Consider the following 15,664-nt stretch of genomic DNA (forward strand, 5'->3'; position numbering starts at 1 on the left):
CGAATGAAAGCGCGGACTCGCAGAGTCCACGCTACAGTCCCTACGCCGCCTGCTGGCGCTGTTCGCTCAATTGGGCCTGGTAGCGGGCACGGGCGTCCTCGTGCAGCTGGCGCACCAGCGGCATCAGCTCGCTGATGCGACAGACGCAGGAGACGCGGGCTACTTTGTCGGAGGACGGCGCGACGGGCGCGGGCTGGGCTTGGCGGTGAATGACTTTCATGACAGAAAAAAAGATGTCGTTTTGGAAACCGCCCAGGCTGCTTTTCGACAGCGAAGGTTGGCCGTTGGAAAAAAGAGCGTCGTAATTCATAGCCGTTAAGAAGCCTGGGCGAATAAATCAAGTTGTTGGGTGATAAGGGCCGAGCGCACCGAGCCGGCACCGAACAGAATCTGGCGGCGCACCTGCTGCTCGGTCAGCTCGCCGATGAGGGGCTGGTGCTCGCCCTGGCAGGTGAGGAAGTATTTGGCCCGCTTAAGCACCACGCCGAGCTGGCGCAGCGTCTCCATATTCAGCTTGGCGAAGCGGCGGGCGGCCACGATGCGCTTGGCCGAGCGCGCGCCCACCCCCGGAATGCGCAGTATCATCTCGAACTCGGCCGTGTTCACATCCACCGGGAAAACGTGGCGGTTGCGCAGGGCCCAGGCCAGCTTGGGGTCGATTTCGAGGTCGAGGTGCGGGTGGGCGGGGTCGAGGATTTCGTCGGCCTGGAAGCCGTAGAAGCGCATCAACCAGTCGGTCTGGTACAGGCGGTGCTCCCGGATGACGGGCGGCTGCGTCACCTGCGGCAGGCGGGCGTCGTCGGTCACGGGAATGTAGCCGGAGTAGTACACGCGCTTCAGGCCGTAGCCCTGGTAGAGGGAGTCGGTGAGCTTGATAATTTGCAAATCCGTCTCGGCGCTGGCGCCCACAATGAGCTGCGTGGTCTGGCCGGCGGTGGCGAAGTTGGGCACCTTCTTGAACAGGGCCTTTTCCTCTTTATTCTGCGCGATGCCGTCCCGAATCTGGCTCATCGGCGTCAGGATTTCCTGGTAGTTTTTCTCCGGCGCCAGATTCTGCAACGCCAGTTCGGAGGGCAGCTCGATGTTCACGCTCAGGCGGTCAGCATACAGGCCAGCCTCGGCAATCAGTTCTTCCGAAGCGCCGGGAATGGTTTTGACGTGGATGTAGCCGTTGAACTTGTGCTCGGTGCGCAGCTTTTTCACGATGCGCACGAGGCGCTCCATGGTGTAGTCGGGGCTGGAGAAAATGCCGGAGCTCAGAAACAGCCCTTCGATGTAGTTGCGGCGGTAGAAGTTGATGGTGAGGTCCACTACCTCGTCCACTGTAAAGGCGGCGCGCTTCACGTCGTTCGAGCGGCGCGACACGCAGTAGGCGCAGTCGAAAATGCAGTGGTTGGTGAGCAGAATTTTCAGCAGGCTCACGCAACGGCCGTCCTCGGTATAGCTGTGGCAAATGCCCATGCCCTCGGCGTTGCCGAGGCCTTTGTTCTCATTTTTGCGCTTGGCACCGCTGCTGCTGCACGAAGCATCGTACTTCGCGGCATCAGCTAATATGCTTAGTTTCTCTTGAATGCGCTCGTTCATGAGGAAGGGCTGGCTTTCGGCCTTAAAAGTAATATACAGCGGCCATAATGGCACAAGCATTTAAGCTAATTTTTTTGGGAATAGTTTCTTTTTTCGAGAAAATACCTGTTTTGTTTTGCACCCGGTTTTTAGTAAAACCGAAGTTGCTGCGCACCAGCGAAGTTTTGGTTAGGCGATGCCCGTGGCGCAATAGCACGAAACGACGACCCAGCCCTGCGTGCAACGGGCGCACCCCGCCCCGGCTCCTTTTCGTACTTTGCAGCGTTGCGCCCCATTATGAGCTTTCGAGGTTGGTTTCTGTTGGTGTTTATGCTGCTGGGTTTCGGGGCCCGGCCGGTAGCGGCGCAGACGTTTGACCCCCGCTCGGCCATTCCGCCCGACTCGCTGAAGGCGGCCGACGAAATCTTGCCCCACCGCGCCGACTCCCTGCGCCGGCGCTTCGACGAGGAACGCATCCTCAACCGCCTCAAGGCCTACTCGCGCCGCAAAACCATCGTCGGCAAGGCCCTCTCCGGCCTGCTCAACTTCACCCAGCGCCAGGAAGAGCAGGCCGGCCTCGACGCCGTGTTGCTCAACCGGCAGTTCGACCAGCACAACTTCAAGATTGTGCGCCAGGTGAACATCCGCACGCTCGACGCCTTCGGCTACAGCCTGTCCGATTCGACGCGGATTCCGCGCTCCTTCTGGGAGAAATCGGGCAACATGCTGCACCTCAAAACGGCCCGCTCGCGGGTGCGGCAGGTGCTGCTGTTCCGGCCGGGCCAGCCCCTGGAACCCCAGGCCCTGGCCGAATCGGAGCGCCTGCTGCGCCAAACGCCCGAAATCCTCGATGCCCGCGTGCTGGTGAACGAGGCCAGCAGCACCCGCGACAGCGTCGACATCACGGTCCTCACCACCGACGTGTTCAGTATCACGGCTGGCTACGAGCTGGGTTCGGCCACGGCCGGCCTCATTACCCTCGGCGACGACAACTTCCTGGGCCTAGGCCACCAGCTCGAAAACTCCTACCGCTACGGCCGCGGCCTGAGCACCGAAAACGGCGAAAATCCGCAGCAATGGTCCTACCAAGGCAGCTACACGGCTCCGTTTCGCAATTTCGTGTACGGCCAGGCCCGCTACCGCAACGAGTACAACTACCGCGCGGGCGGCGTCACGCTCAAGCGCGATTTCTATTCGCCCAGCGCCCGCTACGCCGGAGCCATCAGCTTCGACAGCTACTCCCAGAACGTGGCCCTGCGCACCCCGCCGCCCGGCGAGCCCTACATCTACTACCCGCTGCGCTCGCTGGTGCAGGATGCCTGGGTGGGCCGCTCCCTGCGCCTGCGCTCCTACGACCTGGGCTACGAAAACCCCGGCCGGGTGATTATCGCGGCCCGCCTGCTGCGCACCCAGTTCAGCGCCGTGCCCCAGCCCGCCCCCGATACCGGCATCGAGCCGCCCGACTACCACAACGGCACCCTGATGCTAGGCACCGTGGGCTACTCCGTGCGCCGCTACTATAAGGACCGGTACCTGTTCGGCTTTGGCCGCACCGAGGACGTGCCGGCGGGCACCCTGCTCAGCCTCACCGCCGGCTACGACGTGAACCGCGTGGTGCCCCGCCGCTACCTGGCGGCGCGGGTGGCCGCGGCAGGCTTCAATACCCGCAGCGGCTACCTCTACGGGGCCGTGGACCTGGGCATTTTTCAGCGCATGGACCAGTCTCGCAACTGGGAACAGGGCGTGCTAAGCACCGAATTCACGTCCTTCACCAAGCTCTATCACCTCGGCAACTGGCAGTACCGGCATTTCCTTAGCAGCAAGGGCACCATCGGCATCGACCGGCGCCCCGGCGACCTGCTCCAAGGCATCACCAACGACCGGGGCCTGCGCGGCTTCTCGCCGGCCTCGCCGGTGCTGGCCACTAGCCGCTTCGTGGTGAACTACGAAACCACCTTATTCACGCCGCTCTCGCTGCTGGGCTTCCGGCTGGCCGGCGTGGCCTTTGCCGACGCCGCCTGGGTGAGCGACCGGCCCGGCGGTGGTTCCCCGTTTGGGGGCGCGCCCTACACGGGCTTTGGCTTGGGCTTGCGCTTCCGCAACGAATTCACGGCCCTGCGCACCTTCCAGCTGCTCATCGGCTACTACCCGCGCGGCCTCACCGCGCCCAACGGCATCCGCATGTTTGAGTCGACCCGCGAAACGGTAACGTTCACGGATTTTGGGCTGGGCTCGCCCGGCACCGCGCCGTATCAGTAGGGCAGAGTTAGAGGTTAGGGGTTAAGAATTGGTACGGTTCCGTCATCCTGAGCGCAGCGAAGGACCTTATCACGTTCAAACGATTTGTTCTCACGTGCTAAGGTCCTTCGCTGCGCTCAGGATGACAGACGCCTTCAACTCCTGACTCTTAATTCCATCAAAGCAAAAAGCCCCGCCTCTAACTGAGGCGGGGCTTTTCATTCACTTAAAATAAAGCACTTAATAGCAACACACTAGATAAAATAAGTTAAAACCGAATAGCTGGAATTCGCACTCCAATAGCAGCATAAAGCAGCCAGTTTCGCCAAAGCTAGCTGGCCGGAAAAAGCGGGGTGGCCGTTGCTGGCGAGTTGGTTTAGCGGTCGGCGGTGAAGGAGATAGGTACCGTGCAGGCCACGCGCACGGGCTGGCCGTTCGAGCGGGCGGGCTCCCAGGGCGGCATCATCCACACGAGGCGCAGGGCTTCGTCGTTGAGGCCGCTGCCGGGGCCACTGATGACGTGGGCATCAACCACTTTGCCCTTGGCATCGAGGATGAAGTTGACGAACACCCGGCCCGAAACGTGGCGCATCAGCGCCTGCTGCGGGTAGCGGATGGATTTGGCGAGATAGGCCGTAAAGGCCTTGTCGCCACCCACAAACTGGGGCCGCACTTCGGGGTTGATGAACACCGAATCGGGGTTGATGGAGGGCGCCGCTGGCACCATGGGGGGCACAGTGGCGGTGGCCGGCGCATTCAGCACGGCCGTGTGCCGCGCCTGGGTGGAAGCATACGGCCCCGACTGCGCCTGGCTATGGCCGGTGGCCAACAGGCCCAGCATGCCCACGAACGAAAAAAAGCGTAAAGAATGGGTCACAGATTGATGAGTTAAGGTGAGCGATATAGGATTGACTCAGCTAAGTGCCTTCTAACTTTTAACGAAATAAAGATACAAGATGTTTTTATAAAAATTGTCTTTTCAACAGAAAAAAACTTTTCAAGACTCTAACAACAAAACATTAATTAATGGATTGACATCGCTCTATCTTATTAAAAAATGGATTTTAACTGCTTTCAGAGCACTTATTAACATTACAAATGTAAACGCATTTATCATTTTATAAATGTTCGCCAGGATATTATTTTAATTCATTAAGTTTAACTATTTCAAGATTTATCAGAATCAAGTTGCGCTGCCGATTCAATGCCGACTTTGCAGCAAACAACTACGAAGGAGCGAGTAAATAGCAATAAACCGCTACGGAGCATCGGGCGGGTATTTCAACGGCCACTCCTTTACTTTGCGGAGAACCTGGGGAGAACCGGTCCTTACCATCCTGTTTTTCTTTGAAAAAAGTAGGCAGCAAGACCATAGAGCTCATATCAGCTCGCATCTCTTTTCTAGTTGCTCTGCATGAATAAGCCAAAAAACATTCTGGTGCTGTGCACCGGCAACTCCTGCCGCAGCCAGCTGCTGCACGGCTACCTGGCCGAGGCCCTGGGCGGGCGGGCGGCGGTGTACAGCGCGGGCGTCGAGGTGCACGGCCTCAACCCGCGCGCCGTGCGCGTAATGGCCGAGGACGGCGTGGACATCGCCGGCCACACCAGCAACCACGTGGACGAATACGCCGACGTGCCTTTTGATTACGTCGTGACGGTATGCGACCACGCCAACGAAGTGTGCCCGGTGTTCCCCTCCACCGCCAAAAAGCTGCACCACAACTTCCCCGACCCGGCTAAGGCCACGGGCAGCGAGGAGGAGGTAATGGCTCAGTTTCGGCGTGTGCGCGACCAGGTGAAGGCCTACGCGCAGGATTTTGTGGGCCGCGAATTTTAGGTCTGCTTCGATGCCCATTCTCCCCCTCACGGCCGACCATTGGCCGGCTGTGCGCGCCATCTATACCGAGGGCCTGGCCACCGGCCACGCCACTTTCGCCACCGAGGCCCCTACCTGGGAGGCCTGGGATGCCGGCCACCTGGCCACCTGCCGCCTCGTGGCCACCGCCGAAGCCGGCACGGTGCTGGGCTGGGTAGCGCTTTCGCCGGTTTCGGGGCGCTGCGTATATGCGGGCGTGGCCGAAGTAAGCATCTACATAGCCGCTGCCGCCCGGGGGCAGGGCGTGGGCCGGGCCCTGTTGCAGGCGCTGGTGGCATCGTCGGAACAAAGCGGCCTTTGGACCTTGCAGGCCGGCATCTTCCCCGAAAACGCGGCCAGCCTGCGCCTGCACGCAGCCGCGGGCTTCCGGCAGGTGGGGCGGCGCGAGCGCATCGGCCAGCTGCACGGGCAGTGGCGCGACACCCTGCTGCTGGAACGCCGGAGCGCCGCCGTGGGCACCACCGATACCATCGAAGCCTGATGCAACCAACGCTGCGCACCTGCCTGCTGGCCGAAATGCTGGGCACGGCCATTCTATTGCTATTCGGAACCGGCGCGGCCGTGGTGGATGCCCAGACGCACGCGCTGGGGCACGGCGGGGTGGCGGCGGCTTTTGGACTGGTGGTGTTCATCATCATCCAGAGCCTGGGCGAAACCAGCGGCGCCCACGTGAACCCGGCCGTGACGGTGGCCTTCTGGGCCATGGGCCGCTTCCCGGGGCGGCGGGTGCTGCCCTACGCGGGGGCGCAGCTGGTGGGCGCGGCCTTGGGTAGCTTTTTGGTGAAGCTGATTGCCGGGCCGGGCTCCGACCTGGGGGCCACGCTGCCGGCCCACGGCGCCGGGCAGGCGCTGGGCATCGAGGTGTTTCTCACGTTCTGGCTCATGCTGGTGATTTTCCGGGTCACGTCGGGCTCGAAGGAGGTGGGCATGCTGGCGGGGCTGGCCATCAGCGCCACGGTGGCGCTGGAGGCGCTGGTGGCCGGGCCGCTCACGGGCGCGAGCATGAACCCGGCCCGCTCGCTGGCCCCGGCGCTACTCAGCGGCAACTGGACGGATTGGTGGGTGTATGTGGTGGGGCCGGTAGCCGGCGCGCTGCTGGCCGTGGCCGTGGACAGGGGCTTGCAACTGCGCCGGGCGGCGGAAGCGCTTCCGTTACCTCAATAGGAAGTGTTTTTACGCCAATAGGGATGAACCTGTATCTGTTCGCCGCTGACGGCAAGCAGCGGCTGCCATACTCCTCCCCAACGCGGAGAACAGGCGGCCGGTGTGTCATTTTCCCACGTCAGCACCACTTCCTTCCCCAGGGCCTGGGAGAGCTTCGTCAGGTAATCCATCAGCTGCAGATGGACCGCGGGTGAGGTGATTTTTCGCGGGTCGAAGTCATTTTCCACCTCATCATCGCGGAAGAAATGGCACCTGATGGATATTTCACCAACCAAGAAGCTTGCCCAGAGCCCGTTGGCCTGGCCGTGGCTATCCCATAGGTGTTCCATGGCGGCAAAGTCAATGCGGTCGAGCCGGACGGTATCGCCGTCGGTAAATGCTAATTCTTTTGCGCGGCAATTCGCATTGACGAAACCAGCCCAGGTTTGCCAGTCTGCCCAAGTGGCGTTCAGCACGTAGGTATCGCGCCACGAGCCATCTACTTCGTACACGTACTGCTGCAACTGCTCCCAGCTTAGGGTTTCGATGGGCACCCTTTCATTTTCATTCATCACCGGCCGTAATCAGGGGGAGTGGCACAAAGCTGCGGCGGTTTCTTGTGGCAGCCGCCCCATGAACCGACCTTTGCAGCTTACCCAAATTAAACACCTCTCAGATGGCCAGCCTCCTCCTCGGCGATTACAACGACCTCGAAGTAGCCCGCGAAACCAGCATCGGCCTCTACCTCACCTCCGACGACGGCGACCTGCTGCTGCCCGAAAAGTACGTGGAGGCCGGCACCCGCGTGGGCGACGTGGTGCGCGTGTTCGTGTACCGTGACTCGGAGGACCGCCTCATTGCCACCAACCTGCGCCCCTTGGCGCTCGTCGACAGCTTTGCCGCCCTCACCGTCAAGGACCACGGCCCGGCCGGCGCCTTTCTGGATTGGGGCTTGGAGAAGGACCTGCTCCTGCCCTACCGCAACCAGCGGCGCGACCTGCGCGTGGGCGAGCGGGTGTTCGTGTACGTGTACCTCGACGAGGAAAGCGACCGCCTTGTGGCCTCCACCAAGTGGAAGCAGTTCCTGCAAAACACGCCCTTCCCCGGCGAGCCCGGCGACGAGGTGCGCCTGCTGGTGGCTGACGAAACCGAGCTGGGCTACCCCGTCATCGTGAACGGGACGCACCAGGGGCTGCTGTTTCACAACGAAGTATTTCGGCCCCTGCGGCTGGGCGAGCAGTTGCCCGGCTTCCTGCGCCAGGTGCGGGCCGACGGCAAGCTCGACGTGCGCCTGCAAAAGGAGGGCTACGGCGAAGTGGAATCGGCCACCGATGCACTGCTCAAGGCCATTCAGGCCGCGCCGGGCGGGCGCCTGCCGCTGGGCGACAAAAGCCTGGCCGAGGACGTGTATCGCCGCGTGGGCATGAGCAAAAAGGTATTTAAGAAGGCGCTGGGGGCACTTTTCCGGCAAGGACTGGTGCTGCTGGAGCCGGAGGCAACGGTGCTGAAATAACTGGCCCGGTCTGTCATTGCCAGTGGAGCGCAGCGCAACGCAGCAATCCGTCCTCTCGATGCGCGACGCTTTCTGATTAACCAGACACTTTTTCTGGCGTAAAGTTGAGCGAGCTTTTTGTAAGGCTTTATCACATCTCAGGGCTGGTCGCATTCAGAGGACGGATTGCCGCGTTGCGCTGCGCTCCACTCGCAATGACAGACGGGTTCGACCATCTTCTTTCCTTGCTATGCAAAAAACCGCTTTACTCGCCGGGGCCACGGGCCTGATTGGTTCTCAGTTGCTGCCGCTGCTGCTGTCGTCGGAGCGGTACGCCAAAGTGATTGTTGTGGGGCGGAAAGCGGTTCCTATTATTCATCCCAAGCTGGTGCAGGTGACCACGGAGCTGGACAAGCTGGAGGACGTGCGCTTCAAGCTCATTGCCGACGACGTGTATTGCTGCCTGGGCACCACGATGAAGCAAGCGGGCTTGAAGGAAGCGTTTTATCAGGTTGATTTTCTGTATGTGGTGAAGCTGGCGGCCCTGACGGCCGGCAATTTTGCGGCGCAGTTCATGGTGGTATCCAGCATGGGGGCCCATGCGGAAAGCCGTATTTACTACAGCCGGGTGAAGGGCGAAATGGAAGCCGCCGTGCGCCAGACGCCCTTTCGGGCCATTCATATTTTCCGGCCCTCGCTGCTGCTGGGCGAGCGGGCCCAGCCCCGCCTGGGCGAACAAATTGCCGCCGTGGTATTGAAGGTGCTGCAACCGCTGATGCGCGGCCCCCTGCTGAAATACCGCCCCGTGACGGGTGCCACGGTGGCCGCCGCCATGCTGCGTGCCGCCGAGGACGATGGCGGCGTGCGCGTGCACGAGTCGGCAGAGCTGGTCCAGTAGCGAAACGCTTGGTGAAGGAGTAGCCCGCCGCCGCTTGAGCAGCAAAAAGCCTCGCCAGTGGCTGGCGAGGCTTTTTTTTGGTGGTGCATTATTCAGGAATAGATAGAGGGTTTAGGCACCTCATTCTGCAGAAACCACAGCCGCGGCTTCGATTAATTATTGGTTCTGGCAGCTTCGTACCACTCGCCTCCAATAAAGTATTGTAACGAGTTGTTCCACTCAATCACCGGCAACGGTTCCGTGACCTTCCGCTTGATGACTCGCTCCGTTCTGTAGTCAATGATGGCAAAGGGGGAAGGTGGACGTTTGAGCCCATTGTAAAACAGGTGGCGTTGGGCATCAAATTTTAGAACCGCCTGCGTGGTAGAATTGCGGTTGGTCGCAGGTTCGCGTTCGGAGCGAATTTCGTCGTGCGTGGTGAGGTAACACTGGTACGCCAGCGGCGTAGTTCCCACTAGGCGCAGCCGCACTTGGTACAACTTGTGGTAGTCCGGATTATACAAGTCCGTCTGATGATAGGTAGGTAATTTGAGGGCCTGACACAATTTTCCTTTGGCCACGCACAATACGAGCGTGCTGCCCAATCCCACGTTAGTCCCGCCCCGCACGGGGTAATCGAACTGCAGAAACTGTTGATTTAGCACCTTTACCGTACCGGGTGCCCACGCGTCGTATACGAACACCGTATCCGTGCCTGCCACGACCCACAGATAGCAGCGGCCGCGCTGCTTGTCATAATTAATCGGCTCACTTTTTACCCGTACCGAAACAGCAACGCCTTCCAATGACCGCAGCCGGTACGTTTGGGCACTAGCGTGGAGGGCAAACGAGCTTGTAAGGAGAAGTAACCCCAATTTCTCCATGCATGTGTAGCATTTCATGCAGGAAAGCTACCGCCAGCCCACTTGTAAAAACGCTTAGGACAACGGTTTTTTCTTCATTCAATCACCCCACCAAAAAATCCCCGCCAGCCACTGGCGGGGCGTTGAGTCTCTGCCGCGGCTTAGGCGGCCGGCGGTGCTGCGGGGACGCCGCCCCCACTGAGGACGATGAGCTTGGTGTAGCCCCGGAAACGCAGCCACACCGCGTGCTTGGTGGGCGAGCTTTGGTAGGGGCGCAGCTGCACCCGGATTTTCTTGATGAGGCTGGTGTTGCGGGCCAGGTGCTGCTGTTCACGGTGCTGGCGCGCTGGCGGGCCAGCTTCTTGTTGAAACGCAGCATCTGAGTGTCCACGGCCTGGAGCCGCTCCAGACACTGCAAGCGTGCGCGGCCGCCTTGCAATAAAAAACCGTTGGGGCCGTAAGGACCGTAGCTGCTCCGCGTCTGGCCCGATAAATACCTGGGTCCCATTATTTCCCTTTGTGCCATGCCTCGTTCGCGCCACCTTCTTTTGCTGTTGTTTGTGGTTGGGCTGGCGGCCTGCTCCAAGTCCGCTAAGACTGGCGAAATACTACCCACACCGGCCGCCGGCCCGGCTCTCTACCGCGTAACCTTCGAGGCGACCTGGAGTGCTAGCACGCACGCCAACTTCCCGGCCGGCGCGCACTTCTCGAACGTCATCGGGGCGTCGCACGCGGCGGAGGGGCTGTTGTTTCGGCCCGGCCAGGCGGCCAGCCTCGGAATCAAGGACATGGCCGAGCGGGGCAACAACACCGCCCTGCGCGCCGAAATAGCTGCTCTGCAACGCAGCGGCATGGCTTTTCGAATGCTGGAGGCGTCCTATTTCAATTCGCCGGGCTCCGTGGCCGACACCATTCGGCTCGACGCCGCCCACCCGCGCCTGAGCCTGGTCACGATGATTGCGCCCAGCCCCGACTGGTTTGTGGCCCTCGAAGACGAGAACCTGCTCGACGCCGCCACCGGCCAGTGGGTGGCCCAGCGCCGCGTGCCCGCCCGCGCCTACGACGCCGGCACCGACAGCGGCCCCACCTTCACCGCCCCCGACCAGCCCACGCTGCCGGCCGGCGTGGTAGCCCCGCTCCTGCTGCCGCCCGCCACCGGCACCGCGCCCGACGGCCCGCCGCTGGGCACCTGGCTACTGGAGCGGCTGAAGTAGCTGTTTTGCGGGGCAGCTAGGCCTGGCCGCCGGCCAGGAACCGGCTGATGGCCCGCACGTACCCTTCGGCGAAGAACTTTTCGGTTAGTTTATCCTGCGCGCCCAGGTGTCCGCAGTCGACGGCCAGCAGCTGGCGACGCTGCCGACGGCGGGCTGCCCGAACCACGGCGGCCGAGTCGGCCAGGGGCGTATTTTTGTCTTGGGTGCCCGCAATGAGCAGCCACGGACAGCCCACGCGGGCGGCTACGCGCGGGTAGGCTGCCGCTTCAGCGGGCAGCGTCAGGGTTTTGTTGTTGGCGGCTTTTTGATAAGCCACGATGCCGGGCAGGTCGCCGGCATAGCCTTCGGAAATGAAAAAGTCGGGTTTGGCGCGGGCCGCTACTTCGGAGCCCACAATAGCCCCCATCGACAAGCCCAGGATGCCCACCCGGTTGTGGGGTTCGAGGCGCCGCGCCTCGTCCAAGGCAGCGCGCAGGTCGACTGCAAATTCTTCGTAGTACAGCCGCTGCGGGTCGATGGCAAAAGCCTGGCTGTGGCCGAACCCGCGGTAATCGAAGAGGAGCGAACGGTAGCCGGCGTCGGCCAGCGCCCACGCCGTGTAGATATTGCTGGACATGTTGTAGGCGTCGCCGCCGGCTACTACCATCGTGGTATGTTGGTCGGGAGCCTTGGCGGCCGGCTCAATGAGCCAGGCCACCAGTTTCACATGGTCGGCCGTGGTTATCTCCAATTGCTGGTACTTGAGGCCCAGGGTATCGGGCTTGGCCCACCACTTAGCCACGGGCCGGATAGCAGCCGCAGGCCCGGCGACAAACAGCGCCAGGCAAAACAGGAAAAAGCGAATCATATGCTGAAGAAAAAATGGCGACGAACCCAGGTAGCACTCCTGCTGCACCCGGGCTCCGGATAGACTTCGGCCGCCAGGCAACGTTGCACCGCCTGCCGCCGGCTGCTCATCGGCGATGGCCCCAAGGCCCTGATTTCGACCGTGGCCCTACATTTACGCCACCACCTTTCCCCGGCCTGCCATGAGCGACTTGATTCAGTTTGTTGCCAACTACGACGACCTTTCCACCGACAAGGGCTTCCAGTTTAAGTTTCACTGCGACAAGTGCCGCAACGGCTACCTGTCGCGCTTTCAGCCCAACGCCCTCGGCATTGCCGGGAGCCTGCTCAATGCGGCCGGCAGCCTGTTTGGCGGGCTGGGCGGGGTGCAAAGTGCGGCCTATGAGATTCAGCGGGCCGTGGGCGGCACGGCCCACGACAAAGCCCTGCAAACCGCCGTGGCCGAGGGCAAGCAGCAGTTCAAGCAATGCACCCGCTGCGGCCACTGGGTGTGCCCCGATGCCTGCTGGAACCACAGCGCCGGCCTCTGCGAAGACTGCGCCCCCGACGAGCAGGAGGAACTCCGCGCCCACCAGGCCCAAGCCGCCCAGGAGCAAATTCGCACCAAAACCCGCGCCCAGGACTACACCCAAAACCTCGATTTCCTGAACCGCGACGCCCTGCTGCAGTGCCCAAACTGCCAGGCCAAACTGGCCGCCGGCCAGAAGTTCTGTCCCAGCTGCGGCACCCCCAACCCCGCCGCCCAGCCCCAGGAGCGCCACTGCACCGGCTGCGGCGCAAAGCTGAAACCCGAGCAAAAGTTCTGCGCCGAGTGCGGCACGAAGGCCTAGGGTGGCTGCGCGGCGATAACCATATCAAGTAAAAACAGAACGTCATGCTGAGCGCAGTCGAAGCATCTCTACCGCTTCATTGCATGAATTGAATTACTTGCGCAGTAGAGATGCTTCGGCTGCGCTCAGCATGACCGTCTTTTTAGAAGCGGAGGCTTCGAGAAGCAAGCGGATAAACGGCAGCATCAGGTAACTACAGAACAGTGCGGCTGGCGGGGATACGCTTCTTTGCGCTATCCATCATTTTTCCCGCCCCATGAAATTCCTTCTCGCGCCGCTGGCTGCTGGCCTGGCGGCCCTTTCGCTCCGCGCGCCCGCCCCACCGAAAACGCCCGCCGCGCCCAAAGAATACGTCATCACCCAATACGGCGCCAGCCCCGACAGCACCAAGCTGAACACGCTGGCCATTCAGAAAGTCATCGACAAAGCCAGCGCCGCCGGCGGGGGCACCATCGTTGTGCCGAAAGGGGTCTTCCTGAGCGGGGCGCTATTTTTTAAGCCGGGCACCCATCTGCGCCTACAGGCCGGCGCCAAGCTCAAGGGCTCGGACAACATTGCCGATTACCCGCTCATTCCATCGCGAATGGAGGGACAGAAGCTCGATTATTACGCCGCGCTGGTGAATGCCAAACAGGTGAACGGCTTCACCATCAACGGGCCCGGCACCATTGATGGCAACGGGCTGAAGTTCTGGAAGCGGTTCTGGTTTTACCGCGACTCGATGTCGAAGATTGGCAAGTCGGCCACCAACCTCGAGGTGCACCGGCCCCGCCTGGTTTTCATCTGGGGCTCGGATAACGTGACCATCAAAAACGTGAAGCTGCACAACGCGGGCTTCTGGACCACCCACCTCTACCAGTCCAACAATGTCGTCATCGACGGCTGCGACATCCGCTCACCCTTCCGGCCGGTGAAGGCGCCTAGCACCGACGCCATCGACATCGACGTGTGCCGGAAAGTCACCGTCCGCAACTGCTACATCTCCGTCAACGACGACGGCATTGCCATCAAAGGCGGCAAGGGCCCCACGGCCCAAAAGCTGCCCGAAAACGGTCCCATCGAAGACGTGCTGGTCGAAAACTGCACTTTCGGCGAAGTGCACGCAGCCCTGACGTGCGGCAGCGAGTGCATCCACGCCAACCGCATCACCATGCGCAACTGCCGTATGGACAACGAGCGGCCCGTGCTGCTCTTCAAAATGCGCCCCGATACCTACCAGGTCTACGAAAACATCACCGTTGACGGCATCACCGGCCGCTGCGGCACCATCGTCACGCTCTCGCCCTGGACGCAGTTTTTCAACATGGCCGGCAGCACCGAAAAGCCCTTCGGCACCATCCGCAACATCAGTATTTCCAATGTGAAGGTGAAATGCAAGCAGTTTGCCGTGCTCAACGGCAACCCCACCGACAAGGTCTCGAACATCACCTTCAAGAACGTGGACGCCAGCGCCGACCAGGCCGCTTTCCCCAACAAGTACTCGGATATCAAATTCGAAAACGTGACCCTCAACGGCGCCCCTATCACGGCCGCCGCCCAAGCCGGCCCGGCCGTGACCCCGCTGAAACCGGATTAAAGCGCGTGCAGTGGTTCAATCGGCCGTCATGCTGAGCGTAGCCGAAGCATCTCTACCGCTATAGTAAGCCCTTTCAATTGAATAAGTTGCGCGGTAGAGATGCTTCGACTTCGCTCAGCATGACGTTCTGTTTTTCATCAACAAAAAAGCCTCGCCGTATTCCGGCGAGGCTTTTTTGTATCTCATCAGCGGGCTTTAACGGTAGCCGTGGCCATCGTAGCGGTGCTGGGCTTCCCAGCGGGCGCGTTCGGCGGCACGCTGCTGCTCGGCGCGGCGCTGGGCTTCGAGGCGGGCGCGCTCGGCGGCGAGGCGTTGGCGCTCCCGTTGGGCGGCTTCAATGCGGGCCCGTTCAATGGCCCGTTCGCGTTCAATGCGAGCTATTTCGCGGCGGTCTTTGAGGGGAGGATAAGCGGCGGTAGCGGCCGAAGAAGCAGTGGCAGCAAACAGGCCCAGGGCGGCGACAAACGAAAAAAGGGAGGTTTTCATGGCAAAGATTGGTTGAGGATGAACTCGCGGCTGATTTCGTTATCAAGCGCTTGTCTACCCTTTTGCAAGCCCTGTGCCGTAGCCCGGTGGCCTAGCCAACTTCCCCGCATTTCACCGTCGAAACGGCCGAGAGCATCGGCTGGCACGGGCGTTTTCCCTACCAAGTCCTGACATCGATGAACAAAACGGGCCGGGGGGCCGCGTAAATGGCTATTTTTTCAGCGGGTCGTGGCCCCAGTTCATCAGCGAATAGCGCCAGGGCGAGGTTTCCACGTCCTTTTGGTGGTGCGGGCCTTGGGCCGAGTGCCGGGCCACGTAGCTATGCACCTTGTGCATGTGGGCTTCGTCGGCGGGCGTGAGGTCGGCTTTTTTCTTGCCTAGAATCTCAACAATGCGCTCGCCGGAATGGTGGCCGATGCTCTGGCCGTCGCCGCTGTCCTGGCCCACTGACTTGGACTCGTCGGTTTTGAGCCACTTGGTGAGCTCGGCGGCCGTCATGTTGACGTCTTCTTTAAAGGAGGCATAAATGTCGGTGGGTTTGGATTGCGGGGCGTTGGACATGGTGTGGAAGGCTTTAAAGCGTGAACTGAAGCATACTGCGCTACCCGGCAGCGGGTTGCGGCGGCGCGGGCGCGCAGCAAAAAGCCCCGTCGGCTACTG

The 15,664-nt window shown here is 61.4% G+C and carries 18 protein-coding genes; 9 read left to right on the forward strand and 9 right to left on the reverse strand.

Annotation, left to right across the window (positions count from 1 at the left end):
* Positions 1-40: 40 nt before the first annotated feature.
* On the reverse strand, positions 41-220 hold the full coding sequence (locus Q4S41_RS24335) for a hypothetical protein (protein ID WP_305033726.1): 180 nt from the start codon (positions 218-220) through the stop codon (positions 41-43).
* 95 nt (positions 221-315) lie between these two features.
* Positions 316-1,584: a putative DNA modification/repair radical SAM protein gene (locus Q4S41_RS24340; protein WP_305033727.1), complete on the reverse strand. Its 1,269-nt coding sequence runs from the start codon at positions 1,582-1,584 to the stop codon at positions 316-318.
* 276 nt (positions 1,585-1,860) lie between these two features.
* Here Q4S41_RS24340 and Q4S41_RS24345 point away from each other — a divergent pair, with 276 nt between their 5' ends.
* Positions 1,861-3,822 carry a hypothetical protein gene (locus Q4S41_RS24345; protein WP_305033728.1) on the forward strand — a complete coding sequence of 654 codons (1,962 nt, stop codon included), beginning with the start codon at positions 1,861-1,863 and terminating at the stop codon, positions 3,820-3,822.
* 355 nt (positions 3,823-4,177) lie between these two features.
* Here the strand turns inward: Q4S41_RS24345 and Q4S41_RS24350 are convergent, their stop codons facing one another.
* Entirely contained in the window at positions 4,178-4,678 is a 501-nt protein-coding gene (locus Q4S41_RS24350) for an energy transducer TonB (protein WP_305033729.1), read from the reverse strand.
* Positions 4,679-5,215: 537 nt separating this feature from the next.
* On the opposite strand from Q4S41_RS24350, the gene Q4S41_RS24355 reads away from it, so the two are divergent.
* The 3 genes from Q4S41_RS24355 to Q4S41_RS24365 are packed head-to-tail and all read left to right on the forward strand — an operon-like array spanning position 5,216 to position 6,841.
* On the forward strand, positions 5,216-5,638 hold the full coding sequence (locus tag Q4S41_RS24355; RefSeq protein ID WP_305033730.1) for an arsenate reductase ArsC: 423 nt from the start codon (positions 5,216-5,218) through the stop codon (positions 5,636-5,638).
* Positions 5,639-5,648: 10 nt separating this feature from the next.
* On the forward strand, positions 5,649-6,158 hold the full coding sequence (locus Q4S41_RS24360; RefSeq protein WP_305033731.1) for a GNAT family N-acetyltransferase: 510 nt from the start codon (positions 5,649-5,651) through the stop codon (positions 6,156-6,158).
* Positions 6,158-6,841, forward strand: a complete 684-nt coding sequence (locus tag Q4S41_RS24365) for an MIP/aquaporin family protein (protein ID WP_305033732.1) — start codon at positions 6,158-6,160, stop codon at positions 6,839-6,841. Before Q4S41_RS24360 ends, Q4S41_RS24365 begins: the two co-directional genes overlap by 1 nt.
* Here Q4S41_RS24365 and Q4S41_RS24370 read toward each other — a convergent pair.
* Complete coding sequence (locus Q4S41_RS24370) at positions 6,835-7,392, reverse strand: hypothetical protein (RefSeq protein ID WP_305033733.1); 558 nt, start codon at positions 7,390-7,392, stop codon at positions 6,835-6,837. The two genes, Q4S41_RS24365 and Q4S41_RS24370, sit on opposite strands and share 7 nt — an antisense overlap.
* Before the next feature lie 104 nt (positions 7,393-7,496).
* On the opposite strand from Q4S41_RS24370, the gene Q4S41_RS24375 reads away from it, so the two are divergent.
* Both Q4S41_RS24375 and Q4S41_RS24380 read left to right on the forward strand, forming a co-directional pair.
* On the forward strand, positions 7,497-8,333 hold the full coding sequence (locus Q4S41_RS24375; protein ID WP_305033734.1) for a CvfB family protein: 837 nt from the start codon (positions 7,497-7,499) through the stop codon (positions 8,331-8,333).
* A 229-nt stretch (positions 8,334-8,562) separates the two neighbouring features.
* Positions 8,563-9,210 (forward strand): NAD-dependent epimerase/dehydratase family protein, encoded by a 648-nt coding sequence (locus Q4S41_RS24380; protein ID WP_305033735.1) that lies wholly within the window; start codon positions 8,563-8,565, stop codon positions 9,208-9,210.
* 152 nt (positions 9,211-9,362) lie between these two features.
* On the opposite strand, the gene Q4S41_RS24385 is transcribed toward Q4S41_RS24380, so the two are convergent.
* Entirely contained in the window at positions 9,363-9,995 is a 633-nt protein-coding gene (locus Q4S41_RS24385) for a hypothetical protein (protein ID WP_305033736.1), read from the reverse strand.
* A gap of 218 nt (positions 9,996-10,213) precedes the next feature.
* Entirely contained in the window at positions 10,214-10,465 is a 252-nt protein-coding gene (locus tag Q4S41_RS24390) for a hypothetical protein (RefSeq protein ID WP_305033737.1), read from the reverse strand.
* 111 nt (positions 10,466-10,576) lie between these two features.
* On the opposite strand from Q4S41_RS24390, the gene Q4S41_RS24395 reads away from it, so the two are divergent.
* The gene (locus tag Q4S41_RS24395; protein WP_305033738.1) at positions 10,577-11,266 is read left to right on the forward strand and encodes a spondin domain-containing protein; all 690 of its coding nucleotides are present in this window, start codon (positions 10,577-10,579) and stop codon (positions 11,264-11,266) included.
* Between the two features lie 16 nt (positions 11,267-11,282).
* Here Q4S41_RS24395 and Q4S41_RS24400 read toward each other — a convergent pair whose 3' ends face one another.
* Positions 11,283-12,113 carry an alpha/beta hydrolase gene (locus Q4S41_RS24400; protein ID WP_305033739.1) on the reverse strand — a complete coding sequence of 277 codons (831 nt, stop codon included), beginning with the start codon at positions 12,111-12,113 and terminating at the stop codon, positions 11,283-11,285.
* A gap of 181 nt (positions 12,114-12,294) precedes the next feature.
* Here Q4S41_RS24400 and Q4S41_RS24405 point away from each other — a divergent pair, with 181 nt between their 5' ends.
* The gene (locus tag Q4S41_RS24405) at positions 12,295-12,942 is read left to right on the forward strand and encodes a zinc ribbon domain-containing protein (RefSeq protein ID WP_305033740.1); all 648 of its coding nucleotides are present in this window, start codon (positions 12,295-12,297) and stop codon (positions 12,940-12,942) included.
* Positions 12,943-13,198: 256 nt separating this feature from the next.
* A complete protein-coding gene (locus Q4S41_RS24410; RefSeq protein ID WP_305033741.1) occupies positions 13,199-14,518 on the forward strand; it encodes a glycoside hydrolase family 28 protein in 1,320 nt (439 codons plus the stop codon).
* A 195-nt stretch (positions 14,519-14,713) separates the two neighbouring features.
* Here the strand turns inward: Q4S41_RS24410 and Q4S41_RS24415 are convergent, their stop codons facing one another.
* The gene (locus Q4S41_RS24415) at positions 14,714-15,004 is read right to left on the reverse strand and encodes a hypothetical protein (RefSeq protein ID WP_305033742.1); all 291 of its coding nucleotides are present in this window, start codon (positions 15,002-15,004) and stop codon (positions 14,714-14,716) included.
* 210 nt (positions 15,005-15,214) lie between these two features.
* On the reverse strand, positions 15,215-15,565 hold the full coding sequence (locus tag Q4S41_RS24420) for a DUF3140 domain-containing protein (protein ID WP_305033743.1): 351 nt from the start codon (positions 15,563-15,565) through the stop codon (positions 15,215-15,217).
* Between the last annotated feature and the right edge of the window lie 99 nt (positions 15,566-15,664).

Source organism: Hymenobacter convexus, assembly GCF_030580955.1.
Taxonomy (GTDB): Bacteria; Bacteroidota; Bacteroidia; order Cytophagales; family Hymenobacteraceae; genus Hymenobacter.

Excerpts from the sequence above, each read along its gene's own strand:
- Q4S41_RS24335 (WP_305033726.1), bottom strand. The coding sequence starts at position 220 with ATGAAAGTCATTCACCGCCAAGCCCAGCCCGCGCCCGTCGCGCCGTCC.
- Q4S41_RS24340 (WP_305033727.1), bottom strand. The coding sequence starts at position 1,584 with ATGAACGAGCGCATTCAAGAGAAACTAAGCATATTAGCTGATGCCGCG.
- Q4S41_RS24345 (WP_305033728.1), top strand. The coding sequence starts at position 1,861 with ATGAGCTTTCGAGGTTGGTTTCTGTTGGTGTTTATGCTGCTGGGTTTC.
- Q4S41_RS24355 (WP_305033730.1), top strand. The coding sequence starts at position 5,216 with ATGAATAAGCCAAAAAACATTCTGGTGCTGTGCACCGGCAACTCCTGC.
- Q4S41_RS24360 (WP_305033731.1), top strand. The coding sequence starts at position 5,649 with ATGCCCATTCTCCCCCTCACGGCCGACCATTGGCCGGCTGTGCGCGCC.
- Q4S41_RS24365 (WP_305033732.1), top strand. The coding sequence starts at position 6,158 with ATGCAACCAACGCTGCGCACCTGCCTGCTGGCCGAAATGCTGGGCACG.
- Q4S41_RS24370 (WP_305033733.1), bottom strand. The coding sequence starts at position 7,392 with ATGAATGAAAATGAAAGGGTGCCCATCGAAACCCTAAGCTGGGAGCAG.
- Q4S41_RS24375 (WP_305033734.1), top strand. The coding sequence starts at position 7,497 with ATGGCCAGCCTCCTCCTCGGCGATTACAACGACCTCGAAGTAGCCCGC.
- Q4S41_RS24380 (WP_305033735.1), top strand. The coding sequence starts at position 8,563 with ATGCAAAAAACCGCTTTACTCGCCGGGGCCACGGGCCTGATTGGTTCT.
- Q4S41_RS24395 (WP_305033738.1), top strand. The coding sequence starts at position 10,577 with ATGCCTCGTTCGCGCCACCTTCTTTTGCTGTTGTTTGTGGTTGGGCTG.
- Q4S41_RS24400 (WP_305033739.1), bottom strand. The coding sequence starts at position 12,113 with ATGATTCGCTTTTTCCTGTTTTGCCTGGCGCTGTTTGTCGCCGGGCCT.
- Q4S41_RS24405 (WP_305033740.1), top strand. The coding sequence starts at position 12,295 with ATGAGCGACTTGATTCAGTTTGTTGCCAACTACGACGACCTTTCCACC.
- Q4S41_RS24410 (WP_305033741.1), top strand. The coding sequence starts at position 13,199 with ATGAAATTCCTTCTCGCGCCGCTGGCTGCTGGCCTGGCGGCCCTTTCG.
- Q4S41_RS24415 (WP_305033742.1), bottom strand. The coding sequence starts at position 15,004 with ATGAAAACCTCCCTTTTTTCGTTTGTCGCCGCCCTGGGCCTGTTTGCT.
- Q4S41_RS24420 (WP_305033743.1), bottom strand. The coding sequence starts at position 15,565 with ATGTCCAACGCCCCGCAATCCAAACCCACCGACATTTATGCCTCCTTT.